At 35.1% G+C, this 17,765-nt stretch carries 12 protein-coding genes and 1 pseudogene; 10 read left to right on the top strand and 3 right to left on the bottom strand.

What is annotated here, in order from left to right:
- Positions 1-582: 582 nt before the first annotated feature.
- The gene (locus tag F6K23_RS37585; RefSeq protein WP_367267933.1) at positions 583-1,368 is read right to left on the bottom strand and encodes an ABC transporter ATP-binding protein; all 786 of its coding nucleotides are present in this window, start codon (positions 1,366-1,368) and stop codon (positions 583-585) included.
- Between the two features lie 2,551 nt (positions 1,369-3,919).
- On the opposite strand from F6K23_RS37585, the gene glyS reads away from it, so the two are divergent.
- The 4 genes and pseudogenes from glyS (at position 3,920) to F6K23_RS37565 (ending at position 11,022) form a co-directional block, all read left to right on the top strand.
- Positions 3,920-6,079, top strand: a complete 2,160-nt coding sequence (gene glyS / locus F6K23_RS37580) for a glycine--tRNA ligase subunit beta (RefSeq protein WP_293165878.1) — start codon at positions 3,920-3,922, stop codon at positions 6,077-6,079.
- Positions 6,080-7,462: 1,383 nt separating this feature from the next.
- Entirely contained in the window at positions 7,463-8,830 is a 1,368-nt protein-coding gene (gene murD / locus F6K23_RS37575; RefSeq protein ID WP_293165876.1) for a UDP-N-acetylmuramoyl-L-alanine--D-glutamate ligase, read from the top strand.
- A 192-nt stretch (positions 8,831-9,022) separates the two neighbouring features.
- On the top strand, positions 9,023-9,574 hold the full coding sequence (locus tag F6K23_RS37570) for a Uma2 family endonuclease (RefSeq protein ID WP_293165874.1): 552 nt from the start codon (positions 9,023-9,025) through the stop codon (positions 9,572-9,574).
- Positions 9,575-9,957: 383 nt separating this feature from the next.
- Positions 9,958-11,022: pseudogene (locus F6K23_RS37565) on the top strand (DNA cytosine methyltransferase).
- A gap of 833 nt (positions 11,023-11,855) precedes the next feature.
- Here F6K23_RS37565 and F6K23_RS42530 read toward each other — a convergent pair.
- Positions 11,856-11,963, bottom strand: coding sequence for a hypothetical protein (locus tag F6K23_RS42530; protein ID WP_367267932.1), 108 nt, complete (start codon positions 11,961-11,963; stop codon positions 11,856-11,858).
- A gap of 248 nt (positions 11,964-12,211) precedes the next feature.
- Here F6K23_RS42530 and F6K23_RS37555 point away from each other — a divergent pair, with 248 nt between their 5' ends.
- The 6 genes from F6K23_RS37555 to F6K23_RS37530 all read left to right on the top strand — a co-directional run bounded on the left by F6K23_RS37555 (position 12,212) and on the right by F6K23_RS37530 (position 15,836).
- The gene (locus F6K23_RS37555; protein ID WP_293165872.1) at positions 12,212-12,463 is read left to right on the top strand and encodes a DUF2281 domain-containing protein; all 252 of its coding nucleotides are present in this window, start codon (positions 12,212-12,214) and stop codon (positions 12,461-12,463) included.
- A gap of 93 nt (positions 12,464-12,556) precedes the next feature.
- The gene (locus F6K23_RS37550; RefSeq protein ID WP_293165870.1) at positions 12,557-12,718 is read left to right on the top strand and encodes a DUF2281 domain-containing protein; all 162 of its coding nucleotides are present in this window, start codon (positions 12,557-12,559) and stop codon (positions 12,716-12,718) included.
- Positions 12,719-12,825: 107 nt separating this feature from the next.
- Positions 12,826-13,080, top strand: a complete 255-nt coding sequence (locus tag F6K23_RS37545) for a hypothetical protein (RefSeq protein ID WP_293165868.1) — start codon at positions 12,826-12,828, stop codon at positions 13,078-13,080.
- Complete coding sequence (locus tag F6K23_RS37540; protein ID WP_293165866.1) at positions 13,077-13,307, top strand: hypothetical protein; 231 nt, start codon at positions 13,077-13,079, stop codon at positions 13,305-13,307. The genes F6K23_RS37545 and F6K23_RS37540 overlap by 4 nt, the downstream gene beginning before the upstream one ends.
- Before the next feature lie 135 nt (positions 13,308-13,442).
- The gene (locus tag F6K23_RS37535) at positions 13,443-14,798 is read left to right on the top strand and encodes a sulfite exporter TauE/SafE family protein (RefSeq protein ID WP_293165864.1); all 1,356 of its coding nucleotides are present in this window, start codon (positions 13,443-13,445) and stop codon (positions 14,796-14,798) included.
- 405 nt (positions 14,799-15,203) lie between these two features.
- On the top strand, positions 15,204-15,836 hold the full coding sequence (locus tag F6K23_RS37530) for a hypothetical protein (RefSeq protein WP_293165862.1): 633 nt from the start codon (positions 15,204-15,206) through the stop codon (positions 15,834-15,836).
- 743 nt (positions 15,837-16,579) lie between these two features.
- Here the strand turns inward: F6K23_RS37530 and F6K23_RS37525 are convergent.
- Entirely contained in the window at positions 16,580-17,179 is a 600-nt protein-coding gene (locus F6K23_RS37525) for a hypothetical protein (RefSeq protein ID WP_293165860.1), read from the bottom strand.
- Positions 17,180-17,765 lie beyond the last annotated feature (586 nt).

Genomic DNA, 17,765 nt, shown 5'->3' with positions numbered 1-17,765 from the left:
AGTGTGTTAGGATGCAAGCCAAGTATTTCTACGGCTTTCCTTAGTGGAACATAACCCATAATGCTATATTAACATATAGGAGCTTATGTGAGCAAATATTAGCAAATTATCAATAGTTAGTCAACCTCATCAGTAACTAAACTTGAGAAAATTACTAATACTAATTTAACTTCTTTTCAAGGGTGTTATCGAGGAACAAATTTTACAATTAAATAGGGTTTGCTGAAAAAGTCTTTTAGTAGGGGGTAGGAGACAGGAGACAGGAGACAGGAGACAGGAGAAATGGGAATGAGCGAGGAGGTAGGAGTAAGAATTGTCCCCAGATTGTTCTGCCCAACTATGAGCCTAAAATACGCTCAAATTTGAGCGTTTTAGACGTGATACCAGGCACTGCAATTCGACCCCAAAAAGGCACTTGTCTTTATATGTCCATGCTTTTAGATTAGATCGGTAAGCCCTAAATAAAACAATACAGAAGTAGCCAATAAAAACAAAGAAAGGTAAACAAAAAAATTAAATTCCCAGACTTACATTAATATCTGGGAAGTTACAACAATTATAGGTGCAAACATATTACTAAAATTACAAAATATTATCTGATAACTGTTTATTTTCCTGTACAACCCCATCTTCAAGATAAACTACTCTATCAGCAGAACTTACTATTCTAGGATCGTGAGTTACCATTAACACTGTACAACCACCTTCTTTCGCAAGACGACGCAGTAACTCAATAACTGTATGACCACTGTGAGAATCTAACGCTGCTGTGGGTTCATCGGCCATGATGACTCTAGGATTTCCACATAGTGCGCGGGCGATCGCCACTCTTTGTTTTTGGCCACCAGATAAATCTCTTGGATGTAGTTTGGCCTGGGGCGCTAGTCCAACTTGCTCTAAAAGTACCTGAGCTTCATGTTTTGCTGCCTTACCCTTGATACCCTTCATATTAAGAGCCACTTCTATATTTTCTCTCGCCGTCAATGCAGGGAACAAGTTAAACCCCTGAAAAATAAAGCCGATATTCTTAAGTCTAAACTTGGCTAGTTGGCTTCTGGACATTTTAGTGATTTCTTGTCCCAGGAGACATACTCTACCAGATGTGGGTGTTAACAATCCTGCTAAGATTGACAGTAAAGTAGTTTTACCAGAACCAGATGGTCCCATCAATAGCTGGACATCACCTTTGTTTACTGTCAAGTCAATATTCTTCAGTACCTGGTATGACTGTTTTCCAGATTGGTAGGTCATTGTCAACCCACAAGCCATAATTGCTGATGTGTTCAATTGAGCAATATCTCTAGGAGTACAGACATAAGGGCTTTTAGTTTTGGTTGCGGCAGCCATGTACATATTGAAAGTGGTCATAATTTGACTTTTTAGTAAGCTAGAGTGTTTCAGGGGTAGAGGAATATACCTCTGGTAATGTTTGCTTATGCAAGCATTATTATACGAATGTCTTTGGTTAACCAATTTTTGGCTTTGGACATAATCATAATTGAATTTCTTTGACACTCTCACGGTTAAATCTCGTGATTATAACGGGAGTTCTCTTTCTAACATTTATGATAGGAAAATTTAAGTTACAAGTCTGTGAGTTATTCAAATATCATGGCCTCTCACCTGAAGAACAACTTTATATATTTTCATCAAATTCTATTTTAGCCTAATCAGCCCTAAAGTAAGAGATAAAATTGAATGGGTAGATAATATTTGCTGAGAATTGAATGAGAATAAATATTTTAAATAGGTAGAAGTTACATATTTTAGTGCTTGAGTATCTTCTTCATTTTTGCCTGACTCAATTTCGGATTGTTCAGTGTTTGGCTTCAAACATAATAGTTATGAATATTGATGGCTCAAGTGCAAGTTATTGGCATAATTTTAGTCTACATCTTTAACCATAATTATAACCCCGATCTTATGCTTATGGTTCACAAAATTTTTTTGTCTCCAGGATGTAATTATTAGTACCCAGGTACGATTATGATTTTGTATTGAAACTATTAACTAAGTAAAAGGGAAGTGATTCGTATCTATATATATAACAGGGAATAAAAGCGATCGCTAAATAAATTGTCTTGCTTACGAAGTCTGTCTCTTCAGGCACAAAATAGTTAAACTTCTTACAAGAGTTGCTGAATAGGTAATGGAAGATCGGAAAGATAAATATTTAGAAAGAAAAAAGATTTAATTTTGATTTTTGCTATAGGTATGTGCTGGATTAAGAATTTACTTATTATTGGCTTAACTAACTTCAATGTCATATATTTACCGAAAAATTGTGGGTATGCGCCTCCCCTTTTAAGGGGATAACAAAGAAAAATTTTCATTATTATTCAATCCTCTTCTTTTCAAGGAGAGATAATTATTCATTATTCATTATTAATTGTTGAATAGCTTATAGTAGAAGATTAATATGGTATAAAAAATAGCAGATTTTAATTAAAATTTATGCTTTTTTATAAAGATGAAAAATATTTATTCCAGATAGTTATAGAATATTTAAAAATACAAATAATAGTTATAGAATAGTTAATTGAAAACTTATAACTTATACCAATTTTATTTAAGGCTGCACAGAATTAGGTGTTAGGTGGTAGGTCTTAGGTCTTATACCATTTCTCAAAAACTTTCTACATTTTCTTGAGTAGAGGAGTAGGGGAGTAGGGGAGTGTAGGAGAAGTCATTTCAGTTATCAGTTATCAGTTATCAGTTATCAGTGAACCTCCAACTAAAGTCGGAGGCTTGAAATACTGAGTTAAATATTTTTTCATCCCCTTAAAAGGGGAGGCACATACCCTCATTTTTTGGTAAACATAAGAATAATTAACATTAACTTGACTCAAATTAACAAAAAAATTATTTTACCTGTGTTAATTACTTAATGGCTGAAGTTTTACCTAAGTAAAGCATTACTTTTAGGAATTGGTATTATACCAATTAACTTAAAAAATGTCACAAATAGTTAGTAACTGATGAAGTAAAATAATAAGCTGAAATTACTGTATAGTATAGCTTTGGGCGTTGCATAAATGTGCTTGGGATTTTAATAGTTTTGTGGAATGGGCATCTTGCCCGTTCCTTATATTTTCCCGTTCCTTATATTTTCACCGCAGGTAGGAACCCACCCCACTTATATTCATCCCGCCCCTCAGCAATGCCTAGCTTTGAAGTACCTAAAGTATCACTTCTGAGTTCTGACTTTTGACTTCTGACTTTAGTGAAACGGTCTTAGGTCTGATAGTCCTCATAAGTATAATAGTATACAGCAAAAAGAAATACCAGTGACGGGAGTAAGATGCTCCTACTGCCGTACTTCCTAACAAACATTGCCGGACAATACACCACCACTTATGCAATGTCCCTACTATTGTCTGCTTTCAACAAGACGTAGCAAAAATGTGTGATATTTGGTTTTATACCAAGCATGAAAAAAGAATGCTTAACTTACTTAACTTAAGTGACACTTAAATTATTAAGTAATTAACACGCTAACTGAATAACTTTTTTGATAATTAGCACTCCAGTTATTGTTAATTATTCTTATGTTTACTTCCCCTCCCAGGAGGGGTTAGGGGTGGGTTCACTCCCTGTAGGGACGTTGCATGTAACGTCCCTACCCACTCCCCTACTCCCCCGCTGAAGAAGATGTAGCAAAAATGCGTGAGATTTGATATTAGAAGGGGAAAGCTTTAAACTCAATTTTTCGGTAAACTGTTGTAATTAACAAATACCATTTCACTTAAAAAATGTGACAAATAGTTGGTAAATGATGAAGTCAAATAATAAGCTGAGATTACTGTATAGTAGAAGTTTTAAGTACTTAAAATATCACTTTTAAATTTTGACTTTTGAATTTTGACTTTTGACTTTAGTGAAACGGTATAATAATATCCAAATCTGTCAATATTTTACTATGCCAACATTTTTATTAGAAATTGGTACAGAAGAATTACCTGCAACTTTTGTCTCTGAAGCAATATCACAGTGGGAAAAACTTATCCCTACTGCTTTGAATGAGGTATACTTAACAAATGATGGGGTAAAAATATATGCCACACCCAGACGTTTAGCTGTTGTCATTAACAATTTACCTACTCAACAACCAGACCGAGAAGAAGAAATTAAGGGTCCTCCGGCAAAGGCAGCTTTTAAAGATGGTAAACCTACAAAAGCAGCAGAAGGTTTTGCTAAAAAACAAGAAATAGAATTAAAAGACCTAGAAATACGCCCGACTGAAAAAGGTGATTTTGTCTTCGTAAATAAAAAAATTCAGGGTAAACAAACAGCAGAAATTCTTATCAAATTAGTACCTGAATGGATTAATAAACTTGAAGGTAAAAGATTTATGCGTTGGGCAGATGGAGATATTAAATTTCCTCGCCCTATTCGATGGTTAGTAACATTATTAGATGGGGAAATATTGCCGATAAATTTAGAAAATGGTTCTGAGATAGTTACCTCTGGTCGTATATCCTACGGACATCGAGTTTTGCATCCTGAATCTATAGAAATTGACCGGGCAAAAGATTATGCAGAAGTTTTGAAAAAAGCTTGTGTAGAAGTAGATTTTCAACAAAGAAAGAGTCAAATTGAACAACAAATACAAACTGTAGTAAAAAAAGTTCAAGGCACAGCAGAAGTTCCGAAAGAATTATTAGCAGAAGTTACAAATTTAGTGGAATGGCCGACCGCAGTAGTTGGTAAAATTGATGAAGAATTTTTGATTTTGCCCTCGGAAGTAACAACAACGGTTATGGTGACACATCAACGTTACTTTCCTGTTTTGAAATCCACAACAACTCCTAAAGCAAAAGTTGAATTATTGCCATATTTTATTACTATTTCTAATGGCGACCCGGAAAAGTCAGAGATTATTGCTAAAGGAAACGAACGAGTAATTAGAGCTAGATTAGCTGATGGGCAATTTTTCTATAAGGCAGATTTAGCTAAACCATTAGAAAGTTATTTACCTGAATTGGAAGCTGTAACTTTTCAAGCTAAACTAGGTTCGGTGCGGAAAAAAGTCGAACGTATTGTTAAGATAGCTAAGTTAATAGCTGAACAGTTAAAAGTCAGTCAAGAAGAAAGCAAAAATATAGAAAGGGCAGCTCTACTTTGCAAAGCTGACTTAGTAACTCAAATGGTTTATGAATTTCCCGAACTACAGGGAATAATGGGAGAAAAATATGCTCGTGCTTGTGGGGAAAATGAAGCTGTAGCAATGGCAATTTTTGAACATTATTTACCTAGAGGTGCTGGAGATATTTTACCGGAAAGTATTAGCGGTCAAGTTGTGAGTTTGGCAGATAAACTTGATACTTTGGTAAGTATTTTTGGATTGGGAATGTTACCCACAGGTTCCTCGGACCCCTTCGCTTTACGCCGGGCAGCAAATGCGGTGGTAAATATTACTTGGTCAGCGGATTTGTCGATAAATTTACATCAATTATTAGAACAGATTGCTGTAGATTTTACTAACTTTTATCCCCAAGCAGAGTCAGAGTTATTGCCACAATTATATGACTTCTTTTTGCAGCGAATTAAAACAATTTTACAAGAGGAAAAAAATATTGATTATGATTTGGTAAATGCCGTATTAGGCAATAATGATTCTGAATATACCGAACGAGCATTAAAAGATTTATTAGATGTACGAAATCGGGCAGTTTTCTTACAAAATATTCGGCAAAATGGTCTGCTTGACCAAATCTATGAAACTGTAAACCGTTCAACTCGTTTGGCAGCTCAAGGTGAGTTGGATAAAATACAACTCGCACCTGAAAAAAATGTGGATTTAAACTTATTTAAAAGTGAATCAGAATTAGCATTTTATAATGCTTTAGTTGACTTAGTTCCCCAAACAAAAGTATCTCAACAAACCAGAAATTATCAACAGTTAGTAGATGCTTTGGCACAAATTGCCCCAACAGTAAGTAATTTCTTTGATGGGCCGGAAAGTGTATTAGTAATGGACCCAGACCCGAAAATTAAACAGAATCGATTAAATTTATTAGGGTTACTCCGTAATAATGCACGGGTATTGGCAGATTTTGGAGAAATAGTTAAAAGCTAGTGCCACTACGCGGAAGTTAAAAGTCAAAAGTTAAAAATAAAAAGTCAAAAGTATTGATTGGTAAGGCTTTTAGGATTTTTCATAGCAATGTGCGCTGGCATATTTACAAATTACAAGAACTGTTCAATAGCTAAAAGTCTTATATTATTGGTTTTTTTATTCCCTCTGTTGCCTTCCGGAACTGTTGCCTGTTGCCTTCGCACAGCGCTATAACTGGTTAGTTATTTCTACCATCCTACACTAGGGCGGCACAGATAGAATTTTTTGTGACAGTAGGTGAATTATTCCTAGACCCATAGTTCATAGTTCATAGCAAAAGTCAAAACTCAAAAGTCAAAAAAGTGCCATTACGGCTAAAATACAAGCTCTCAAAGGTATTTAACAATCCATAACACAGCACTAGCATTATGTTAGATATTTAGGTCTAGTATTATTACCGAAAAATTGTGGGTATGCGCCTCCCCTTGGATAGGGGATAATAAGCGGTCGTTTGCGGAGCAGTCCGTTAGGATGGGATGGCGAGGTCTCGGAACTGTCCGACCATCGACTCCTGTGAAGAAAAATTTTCATGAATTTGTCAATCCTCTTCAATTCATGGAGAGGTAATTATTCATTATTCATTATTAATTGTTGAACCACATTCCGCACCACAAAATGTAGTATCGAAGAAGGAGTCAGGAGACAACCCACCCCTCGCCCCTCCCCCTCCTTGGAGGGGAGGGGAAGACAGGAGACAGAATTTTAGAATAAAATCATAGCTACCGTGATTGAGTAATCAATACTGCAAGTATTTATGCTTAATATTTAACTGAGAATTTGACTCCTGATCGAAGTAAATGAAGATAATTTATATAGTATAAATACCTAAGCAAGCTACGGATTTTATGCTAATTTTTATGTGACAAATTGAAGTGCGGAATGTGGGTTATTAGTTGAGGAAATACTAATTTGATGCGTTACATTTCATTAACTCACCCTACTGGAGCAACACACCTTGAGTGGTTCATTAGAAAGTAGGGGAGTAGGGGAGTAGGGGAGTGGGGGAGAAAGATTGCTGTTGGGTTTATCCTAACGGATAAGCTGCGAAGATAGTCCCTCAACCCAAGCTACACTTATTGCACAGTTTTAGGTGTGTCAGTCTACTACTGCTGATTAAGCGATAATTTGGCACAATTATTTTGAGTTTTTTTTCAGGAAATACCTCTATAGTTGCCCCTATAAATAATGCTTTTTTTGAAGTTATGAAAGTTAAAATTGTCAGTTTTTAATTGTGAGAAAAGCCATCCCGACAAAAGCTTTCTAGCACACTCTGTTGTAAAATTCAAATGACTATCATTTGGTAAATTTACAAATTACCCAGATATCTACCAAAAAATATTTATTATGCCAAAAACTCATATTATTGGTTTAGGAAAATCAGGTGTTGCTGCTGCGCGACTGCTCAAAAAAAATGGTTGGGAAGTGGAATTGAGCGATCGAAACACATCCGACTCTCTTGAACAACAACAGCAAAAATTAACTCAAGAAGGTATTACTGTTAAGTTAGGTTATTCATTTGAACCAGAAACATCTTTAGATTTAGTCGTTGTTAGTCCCGGTGTACCTTGGGATATACCCCCACTCCAACGTGCTAGAGAAAGTGGAATTGAAACTATTGGAGAAATGGAATTAGCATGGCGATATCTCAAATCTTCCCCTTGGGTAGGGATAACTGGTACTAATGGCAAAACTACTACCACTGCTTTAGTTGCTGCAATTTTTCAGACCGCAGGATTAAACGCTCCTGCCTGTGGTAACATTGGATATGCTGCCTGTGAATTAGCTTTATTAGAAACTCCACCAGATTGGGTAATTGCAGAAATTAGCAGCTATCAAATAGAATCATCAAGCACCCTTACGCCTCAGATTGGTGTTTGGACAACTTTGACTCCCGATCATCTTAGTCGTCACCATACAATAGAAAATTATTTTAATATTAAAGCATCTTTATTAAATCGCTCTCAAATACAAGTTTTCAATAGTGACGACTCGTATATACGTCAAAATGCAACTAACCTTGGAAATAATGCTCACTGGACAAGTATCAAAGGTAAAGCTAACTTAATGGGAGATACTGCCAAAGGAATTTACATTGAGAATGGATGGGTAGTAGCGTTAGGGGAAAAAATAGTTTCTGTAGAGTCCCTGCGAATGTTGGGAAGTCATAATCAACAGAATTTATTGATGGCAGTCGCAGTAGCGAAATTAGCAGGAATAGAAAAAGAGGCGATCGCTGAAGCAGTGAAAACATTTCCTGGTGTACCTCATCGCTTAGAATATATTTGCACTTGGAATGGAGTAGATTTTCTCAATGATAGTAAAGCAACAAATTATGATGCTGCAGCAATGGGTTTAAGTGCTGTACCAGGACCTGTATTATTAATTGCTGGTGGGGAAGCTAAACAGGGTAATGATAATGACTGGTTGCGACGAATTAAGGAAAAAGTTGCTGCTGTTTTATTAATAGGTGATGCTGCTGAGACTTTTGCCAAGAGACTACAAAAAATTAACTTTCATAATTATGAAATAGTAGGAGAAATGGAGCGAGCAGTAATTAGAGGTGCAGCATTAGCAAAAAAATATGATGCAAACGTTGTATTATTGTCTCCTGCTTGTGCAAGTTTCGACCAATATCAAAATTTTGAACAACGAGGAGAACATTTTCGGGAGTTGTGTTTAAAACTTATTAGTGAAGGAAGAAGAAATAGATAAGAAAAATAAAAATTGTGGGTCTTAGGTTTAGGATTTTAAAAATTAATAATTACTTCTTCTTAAAATCAAAGGATTGACGAAAAGAATTTGTTAGATTTATTTTTTCTTTAACTCAGAGACTTCCACTTTAATTATTCGGTGAGGGAGGAATATTTTAACATTTAATTAAGCACAAAAAAAGGAGAGATAACTATGTCAGGTTTAACGGTTAAAGACTTAGAAAAGTTGCAAGTAGACTATGGAGATTATCGGATGGAATTAGTAAGTGGAGAAATTATTGTTATGAGTCCTTCTGGTTTAGAATCTGATGAAGTAGCTGCAGAAATAGTTGCTCAGTTACGCAACTGGGTACGATCTCGGAAATTAGGTAGAGTTATTGCTTCTAGTGGAGGTTTTCGCTTACCGAATGCAGATGGAGATATTCGCACTCCAGATGCTTCTTTTATTAGTGCGAAAAAATTACCCCGTCCCACAGAAGATTATGTTAAGTTAGTTCCCGATCTAATTTTTGAAGTTAAATCTAAGAGGGATAAATTACCAAAATTGCGTCAAAAAATACAAGATTTTCTAGAGTTAGGAACTATTGTCGGTGTGTTAGTAGACCCCCGCAGTCGAACAATGGAAGTTTATCGGTTTATGAGAGAGAAAATTGTCCTGAGAGATGGGGATGTTTTAGAAGTAGCAGAAATATTGCCTGGATGGAAATTACCTGTAGCAGAAGTGTGGGCACCAGAGTTTGAATAGAAATTTAAATAGTGCTGCTACGCGGAATTCAAAAGTCAAAAGTTAAAAGTCAAAAGTATTGAAATGAGAATATGAATATATTTATTTAAGGGCAAAATTTGATTAAGTCCCACAGAAAAATAAACAAGTAACTCAAGGAGTTAGTCATTTCAGTTATCAGTTATCAGTTATCAGTTATCAGTACCTCCAGCTTTAGTCGGAGGCTTGAAAATACGAAAGATTATTTTTTTATCCTCTTGAAAGAGGAGGCTTGAAACCAAAATTTTTCGGTCAAAAAAAAACAATTTGATAAAGACTGAAAAAATTAGCTTCAGCACAACAGCAGAAAGTTTTATATTTTCGGATTTTTAACTTTACTAAAAAACATATACAGGTCAAATTTAATGGAAGAAAAACAACTATCTTTATTTCCTGATTTAGAGAATCAAAAGGATAAAAATCATCATAAAAAAGCAAAACTAGGGCGTTATGAAAAAATTCAATATGAATTAAACAATAATGACAGCGACCCATATAAAAAATTAATTAAAACTGAAGAGAAACCCATATTGAAATCTGATTATAAATTTATCGATTTGTTCTGCGGTGCTGGAGGAATGACACAAGGTTTAGTTCAAGCAGGGTTTAAACCAATAGTAAGTGTTGAATAAAATTTAATAGCATCAGCAACCCATAGAATAAATTTTCCTACATCTCATCATTTTTCTGGGGATATCAAAGAATTTAATTCTACAGAATGGCTCAATCAAATTGGTTCACCAGAAATACATTTAGTAGTAGGAAGTCCTCCATGTCAGGGTTTTTCAGTTGCCGGAAAACGTAATCCTGATGACCCTAGAAATAATTTATTTCGAGAATTTGTGAGAGTAGTTGATGAAATTCGTCCTTGGTATATTGTTATGGAAAATGTGCCTGGAATTATTACTATGAAAAAAGGTGCTGTTAAAAAATAAATTTGTCAAGCATTTATCGATATTGGTTATTCTAATGTATCTGTAGCAATTCTAGAATCTGCTGCTTATGGAATTCCACAAATTCGCCCTAGAACTATTTTTATTGCCAATAAATTTGGCACGATAAATCCTTATCCAAAGCCTCAACTATTACCCCATCAATATAAACCAATTGAATCAGCAATTTCTGACCTTCCAGAATTAACTCCGATTCCAGAAATTAATCATCAATGGACTCGACATTCACAAGAATACATGAAAAGACTTGCTAAAGTGCCTCCTGGTTGTTCTTTATATAAAACTTATGCTGATGCTTTTAAGCGACAATATTTGGATAAACCAAGTATGACTATCAAAGAAAATCATGGTGGTACTCATATTCATCCTTACCTTAACCGGGTAATTTCAGCAAGAAAAATGGCAAGATTACAAAGTTTTCCTGACTCTTTTATTTTTGAGGGTTCTATGAAAAAAAGCGATGTGGCAAATTGGTAATGCTGTACCTCCTCGTTTAGCAGAATGTATAGGTTATGCGTTGATTCCTTTTTTAAATAAAATTACCCTAGAAAATCAAAGTAAATAATAGTTAATTATCTTATTTAAACTCAGTTAGTTTTTGATTAAGAGTATTTCGCCAAATCTCAAAATTATACCAACCATATCCGATACACCCAGTCTCAGCATCTTTTCCAACTTAAGGTATATTACGAGGCCAATTTTCATTACCGAGAAGCAGAAAAATTGAGAGACAATTCTTACTCCTACCTCCTCGCTCATTCCCATTTCTCCTGTCTTCCCCTCCTGGGAGGGGCAGGGGCGAGGGGTCGGTTGTCTCCTGTCTCCTGTCTCCTACCTCAGCAAAAAGACTTTCCATGCGCAAACCCTATTTAAGTTATGAGTTTCTTCAACATTTCCCCATCTTTCCATTGGAAAGCGATGGTCAATAACAATTTCATGTCGCGGTCGTTGTCTTTGTTCAATCACATCTACATACGAATAGACAGATAATATTTTTTAGACTAATTCTGAGGGAATATTAGCAGGAGCATTTGCTGCTTTAACTTGTCCTGTCCAACAATCCCATGTTGTTTGTTTTTGACAAGTATTGCAGAAATTTATTTCAGTTTTAATGTCTAAACCAGGGCGACTTTTTGTACCTCTTTGTAATCCTTGAAGACCACCTCCACCTGCATATTTTTCTGATGCTACGTTTTTACCTTCACAACTACGGCAATGCCATTCTCTATCTGATAAAAGATTAAATACTTTTAATTGAGTTTAGTTTTTTCTAAATGTAGATTTTAACTTTTCTACTAAGTCTTGATTGCTCACTCTATATTATTAGTTTCTGCCTCTAAATTATCAAGAAGTTCTGATACACTTATACCCATTCCGCCAGCTAAACTAACAAGAGCAGTTAGAGAAGGATTTCTCACACCACGTTCTAGTCCAGATATATAGGTATATATAACTTAGATCGAAATCCAAGCTCTTCTTGAGAAATTCCCAATTTAATCCGGTGTTGTTTAATTAGACGACCAAGGGCAGTCATAATCTGACTTTTTGGTTTATCCAGACCCTAGATTTTGATAATTTGTAGATTATTAGTCTACGGACTATGTGTCACAATAAAAATCTGTTAAGATGTCAATAAATTTGTTTAACTTAACAGGGAAATAAACAAATGACTCAAGCAATTAGTTACGAAAAAATAATTTTAGAAAACGTGAAAAATTTAACTCCTCAACAACAGCAGGAAGTTTTATATTTTATTGAATTATTGCATAGTAAAAACCAAAAGATAGAAACTCCTACCCCTGAAAAAGAACCAATATCTGCTTATGAAGCTGCTAAACAATGGGTTGGTTGTGTTGATAGTGGAATTGGGGATTTATCCTATAATAAAAAGTACCTAGAGAGACCTTCAATAAAATGAAATTGAAAGTAATTTGATAATCTTGGTAATTTTAATATCGAAAATCTGCTAAAATCTAAATAAATCTATTAAATGTAGTAGAGAAATAAACAAATGACTCAAGCAATTAGTTACGAACAAATAATTTTAGAAAACGTGAAAAATTTAACTCCTCAACAACAGCAGGAGGTTTTAGATTTTATTGGATTTTTGCATAGTAAAAGCCAAAAGAGAGAAACTCCTACCCCTGAAAAAAAAACCAATATTTGCTTATGAAGCTGCTAAACAATGGGTTGGTTGTGTTGATAGTGGCATTGGGGATTTATCTTATAATAAAAAGTACCTAGAGAGACCTTCAGCTAAATGAAATTGAAAGTAATTTGTTGAAGAAGGAAGAAGGAAAAAGCGGTGCGACCCCGCGACGACGCCAGTCGCAAGGGAATGCGCACCAAGAGAGGAAGAAGGAAGAAGTAAAAAGTGGATGGGGACTCAAACTCCAACCAATTGTTTGTCAACAGCGTGTAGACGGTGGGGTATTAAACCCAAAAGAAAAAGATAACATTGGTAATTTTAATATCGAAAATTTGCTAAAATTTCAAAAAAAATCTATTAAATGTAGTAGGCAAATAAACAAATGACTCAAGCAATTAGTTACGAACAAATAATTTTAGAAAGCCTGAAAATATTAACTCCTAAACAACAGCAGGATGTTTTAGATTTTATTGAATTTTTAAAGTTTAAAGGGCAAAAACAAGAGATTTCAGAAAAAGAGGAAAAAGTTATTTCAATGTTGGAAGTGGCCAAAGAATTTGTTGGCTGTTTGGAAAGTGGAGTAGGCGATCTATCTTTGAAAAAACTAAAGTAGAGAATATAAGTTAATTATGAGAACAAATATTTTTGGAGCGAAGCTCAAATCCCCGTTACAAAATAACTTCTGAGCTCTGAGTTCTGAGTTCTGAGTTCTGAGTTCATTTATTTGGGTACTATCCCTGAAAAAAACGTGCTATTAGACCTATTACTATTAACAACTTTAGGATTTCTTGGCAGTTTCGGTCACTGCGTCGGAATGTGCGGACCATTGACTGCAACTTTCTCTCTTTCTGCGCGTTCGCGGAGCGGAACGGATGTTCTATCGCGTAGCGGAACGGATGTTCTATCGCGGAGCGGAACAGATTTTTTATCTTCAACTCCTCCTAACAAATGGCATCAATTTCAATTTCATACCCTGCTTAACCTCGGCCGCCTCTGTAGCTATACCTTAACTGGTGCTGGTATTGGTGCATTAGGTTCAGTATTAGTCGCAAGCGGTCATTTAGCTGGCATCGACAGTGACTTGCGACGGTGGTTAGCAATACTCACAGGTTTAATGCTAATTTGGTTTGGTCTGGCAAAAGTGCAACCACAACTATTACCCAAACTACCAATATTCCATCCCTTGAAAGAAAACAACCTACATAACCGCCTCAGTACAGTCATGGTTAACCTCTCCATGGAAAACAAATGGTGGACTCCCGCTTTTCTCGGTTTAGTCTGGGGTTTGATGCCATGCGGTTTTCTCTATGCGGCTCAAATTAAAGCGGCAGAAACTAGCAATATCTGGTTAGGTGGAGCGACTATGTTGGCGTTTGGGTTGGGAACATTACCCTCAATGTTAGGGGTAGGAATGTTGACATCTTTTTTGAGCGCAGACAAACGTAGTCAACTATTCCAGATGGCAGGATGGGTGAGTATTTTTACTGGCATCATGGTAGTCATGCGAAATGGTGAGATGGTGGACTACAGTGGTTCTGCTGCAATATTATGTTTAATGTTAGCCTTGGTAGCGCGACCTCTGAGTCGGTTTTGGAGTCAACCTCTACGTTATCGACGAGCAATAGGAATGGGAGCATTTGTTTTGTCGGTGGCGCATACAGGAAAAATGTTAGACCACAGTTTAAATTGGAATATGCAGGCAGTATCGTTTATGTTACCTCTGCATCAGGTAGGAATATGGGCAGGTATTTTTGGTTTGGGGTTAATGTTACCGCTAGCGCTGACGAGTTTTGATGGAGCGGTGAAATATTTGGGTAAGTGGTGGCGAAGGTTGCATTTGTTGAGTGTTCCGGCATTTTTGTTATGTGGAGTTCATGTGGTGGCGGTGGGTTCCCACTATTTGGGTGCATTGGAATGGAGTTTCGGAAATCAGTTGCGTGCTGTTTTTTTGGGTATGACAATATTAGTTGTTTTGATTATACGTTCACATCAGTTTTGGTCTTTATTTTCTATAGGCAAATATTATGTAGCACCACAAAGGAGTCAGTCCTCAGTCCTCAGGAGTCAGGAGGAAAGAAAGAAGAAAAAAGAGAAAGTTGTTTAAGCACTAATTATCAGGATATGTAGCACCACAAAGGAGTCAGTCCTCAGTCCTCAGGAGTCAGGAGGAAAGAAAGAAGAAGAAAGAGAAAGTTTTTTGAGCGCTAATTATCAGGACATGATATAAGTACATAATTCGTAAGCATTCAGCTATTAGCTGTCAGCTATCAGCAATAAGACTCTCTCAATATAGGACAGTGTTTAAATTAAAATAGATTTTAAAGGCAAGGGAGCCAACTTTTTTAGTAAGAGAATTAAATATTGCTTTTATCTTAAACTAAAAGCAATAGCTGATAGCTGATGGCTGACAGCTGAATGCTTACCATAATTCTGAGGTAATCTGAGAATTTAAAATAAGCTAAATATAGCCAAAATGCTCTTTTATAATAAATTTTGGAGAAGGTAAAAAATGTTTTTTTTATGGAAAATTAGTCTAAATATTGCTTTGTTTATTTTGGCGTTTTCTTTGGGGGGAGAAACGACAAAACTTAAGAACGATTTTTCGTCAGAATTATTTTCTAGTAATCAAAAAAAATATGATTTAGAGCCGATATTTTTATCTACAGACAGTCAAAAAATAAATTACTTCCAGTTTGCTTATGCCAAAAATAAAGAGTCTATTTTAGAAGTTCAAAAACTGACTAACCCAGTTCATTCTTTTGTCAAATTTAAAGCTCATAATGTTGAAGTTTCTGAAGATGTTGCTTGTACTTTTCACATTACTCCTAATCATAATCCCAAGGTAGGTAAACCTTCTTTAGCTTGGTTTGCTCTCACTCGCAAGGGTGGAAAAAGTCTTCCTTTTAGTGAATGTGATTGTCAATTAAATGTTTATTCTCAACCTCGTAATGCTGAAAGTAAACCGATAATGAATCCAGAATTAAAAGGTATTGATACTGAACAATATCAAGATATACCAGGAGCAGAAATTACTTTTCCCCAAGCTGGTGTTTATGATTTAGAAATTATTGGGAGTGCCAAAGATGGAAAAAGTTTTCAGCCTTTTAAATTTAATTATTCCGTGACAGTTACTGGTGGTTGAATGAAAAAAATATAGGAGTTTAGAGAAACTGAATAAATTCGTTTAATCTGGATATAACTTAGTAGTATTAGTATTGAAAACTTTTAAAAGATACTCTAAACCATCCATGATATTGGATATTGGAAAAGCTAAGTAAAATAAACGCGATCGCTCTTCTAGTATTCCTTTTTATCTTGATTCAAAGAAGTTGATATTAGTTGGCGATCGCAAATTGCTAATCAGCTTAATTTTCTATATCATTAAAGTTCATTATTAAGGTCTTGTCCTGTATCTGGATCGAACACCCATTCCCAAACAGGGAATAAGATTATTCTCTATAAAGCGCTTGTTACCTAAGACTGCATAATAAGCAAATCTAATGCCGAAAAATACCCCTACAAACAATGTCAAAATCATGATAAATATTGAGGCAATAATCCCGAAAGGAAATCTAATACTAACAATCAAAATCTTCATAATATTATCGGCGTTGCTGAAAAGTAATGATAAATATTATAGAATTAAGAACATGAAATATCCAAAATGTAATATTATGTCCAGATAATTAGCGATAAAAAAACTTCTCTCTTTTAACCTTTCTTTCCCTTCTGCCTTCTGCCTTCTGCCTTCCTTATTTCTATATTGCCACTATTACTGACGAATTATTCTGAATAAATATACAGCAGTTATTAGCCACACTGGTATGAAAAACTTTGGCATCACATTTATCATTAAAGAACTACTGCTCATACCTAAGATTGTTGTTAATATAGACAGTTGGAGAGATTTTTTTGATTGAATTGAGTTGTTTGGTACTTTTGCTGGAGAAAGTTGAAGAGAATTCCCACTATCAAAAAACTAGCAGTTCCAAGAAAGTAGAATAATGTTTTAGCTAAAAATCCTCCATATTGAATTGTTAAGAATCTGACAATTTTATCTAATAATGATGCTTCTCCTAAATAAGCAGGCAATGAATATGCAGATAGAATACCTATTAAATTTATCGCCATCCAAGGGAATAATAATGAAACCAATATACCGATAATACTACCCCTAATAATTTGCCAATTTTTACCGATGTTCATGCCGATATTTAACCAAAAAATTATCCACATCCAAGGGAATAATAATGAAACAAATATGATAATACTACCCTTAATAATTTGCCAATTTTTGCCGATGTTCATGCCGATATTTAACCAAAAAATTATCCATATAAGCGAAAATGAAACCAAAAAATTATCCACTATTATTTGTGGAGTTGGCGAGGGGGTTAATTGTGGAGTGCGTAAAGTTAACAATATTGCTAGAGAATAATTAGCAGGAATGGATAAAATAGCTGCTAATACTAAACCGAAGAGCAAGATAATATATCTTTTTTCATACTTTAAAACTCTTGAAATTACCCAAAAATCTAGCAGAAGGAAGAAGGGAAAATATTGCGTTATATCATGTTCGGTTGAATACTTATAAATAACTGTTGTGAGTCCTCAGGAGTCAGGAGTCAGGAGTCAGGAGGGAAGAAAGGAGAAAAAGAGGAAATATTGGAGAAAAGTCAAGATAATTTCAGTATTTATTTGGCACTATCGGTATTGTCAGTCCTTAATTTTATTTATAACTGATTATCCGAACATGATATTATTAGACATCTCCAAAAATCAAAAATGAAATCAATTATCGTACAGTAATTATCAGTTATATCATGTCCGGATAATTAGTGATAAAAAAACTTTCTCCTTCTTTTATTTTTTCTTCCCTTCTGAATTGCAGAATTGCTGAATTCTGAGTAGTTTATTTATAACTGTTCAACCGGAGATGATATAATATCATGTCCGGTAGCATCGGTCTTGTATAGTAAATAGGCAACAGGCAACAGGCAACAGGCAACAGGCAAGAAAAAAACTTAAATTTCCTGCAAATATCCACGCCAACTTTTACACAAACGATACC

It is taken from the genome of Okeania sp. SIO2C9 (assembly GCF_010672455.1).
Taxonomy (GTDB): Bacteria; Cyanobacteriota; Cyanobacteriia; order Cyanobacteriales; family Microcoleaceae; genus Okeania.
The sequence above is the reverse complement of the archived record's forward strand: the minus strand, read 5'-3'. Positions and strand labels throughout refer to the sequence as shown.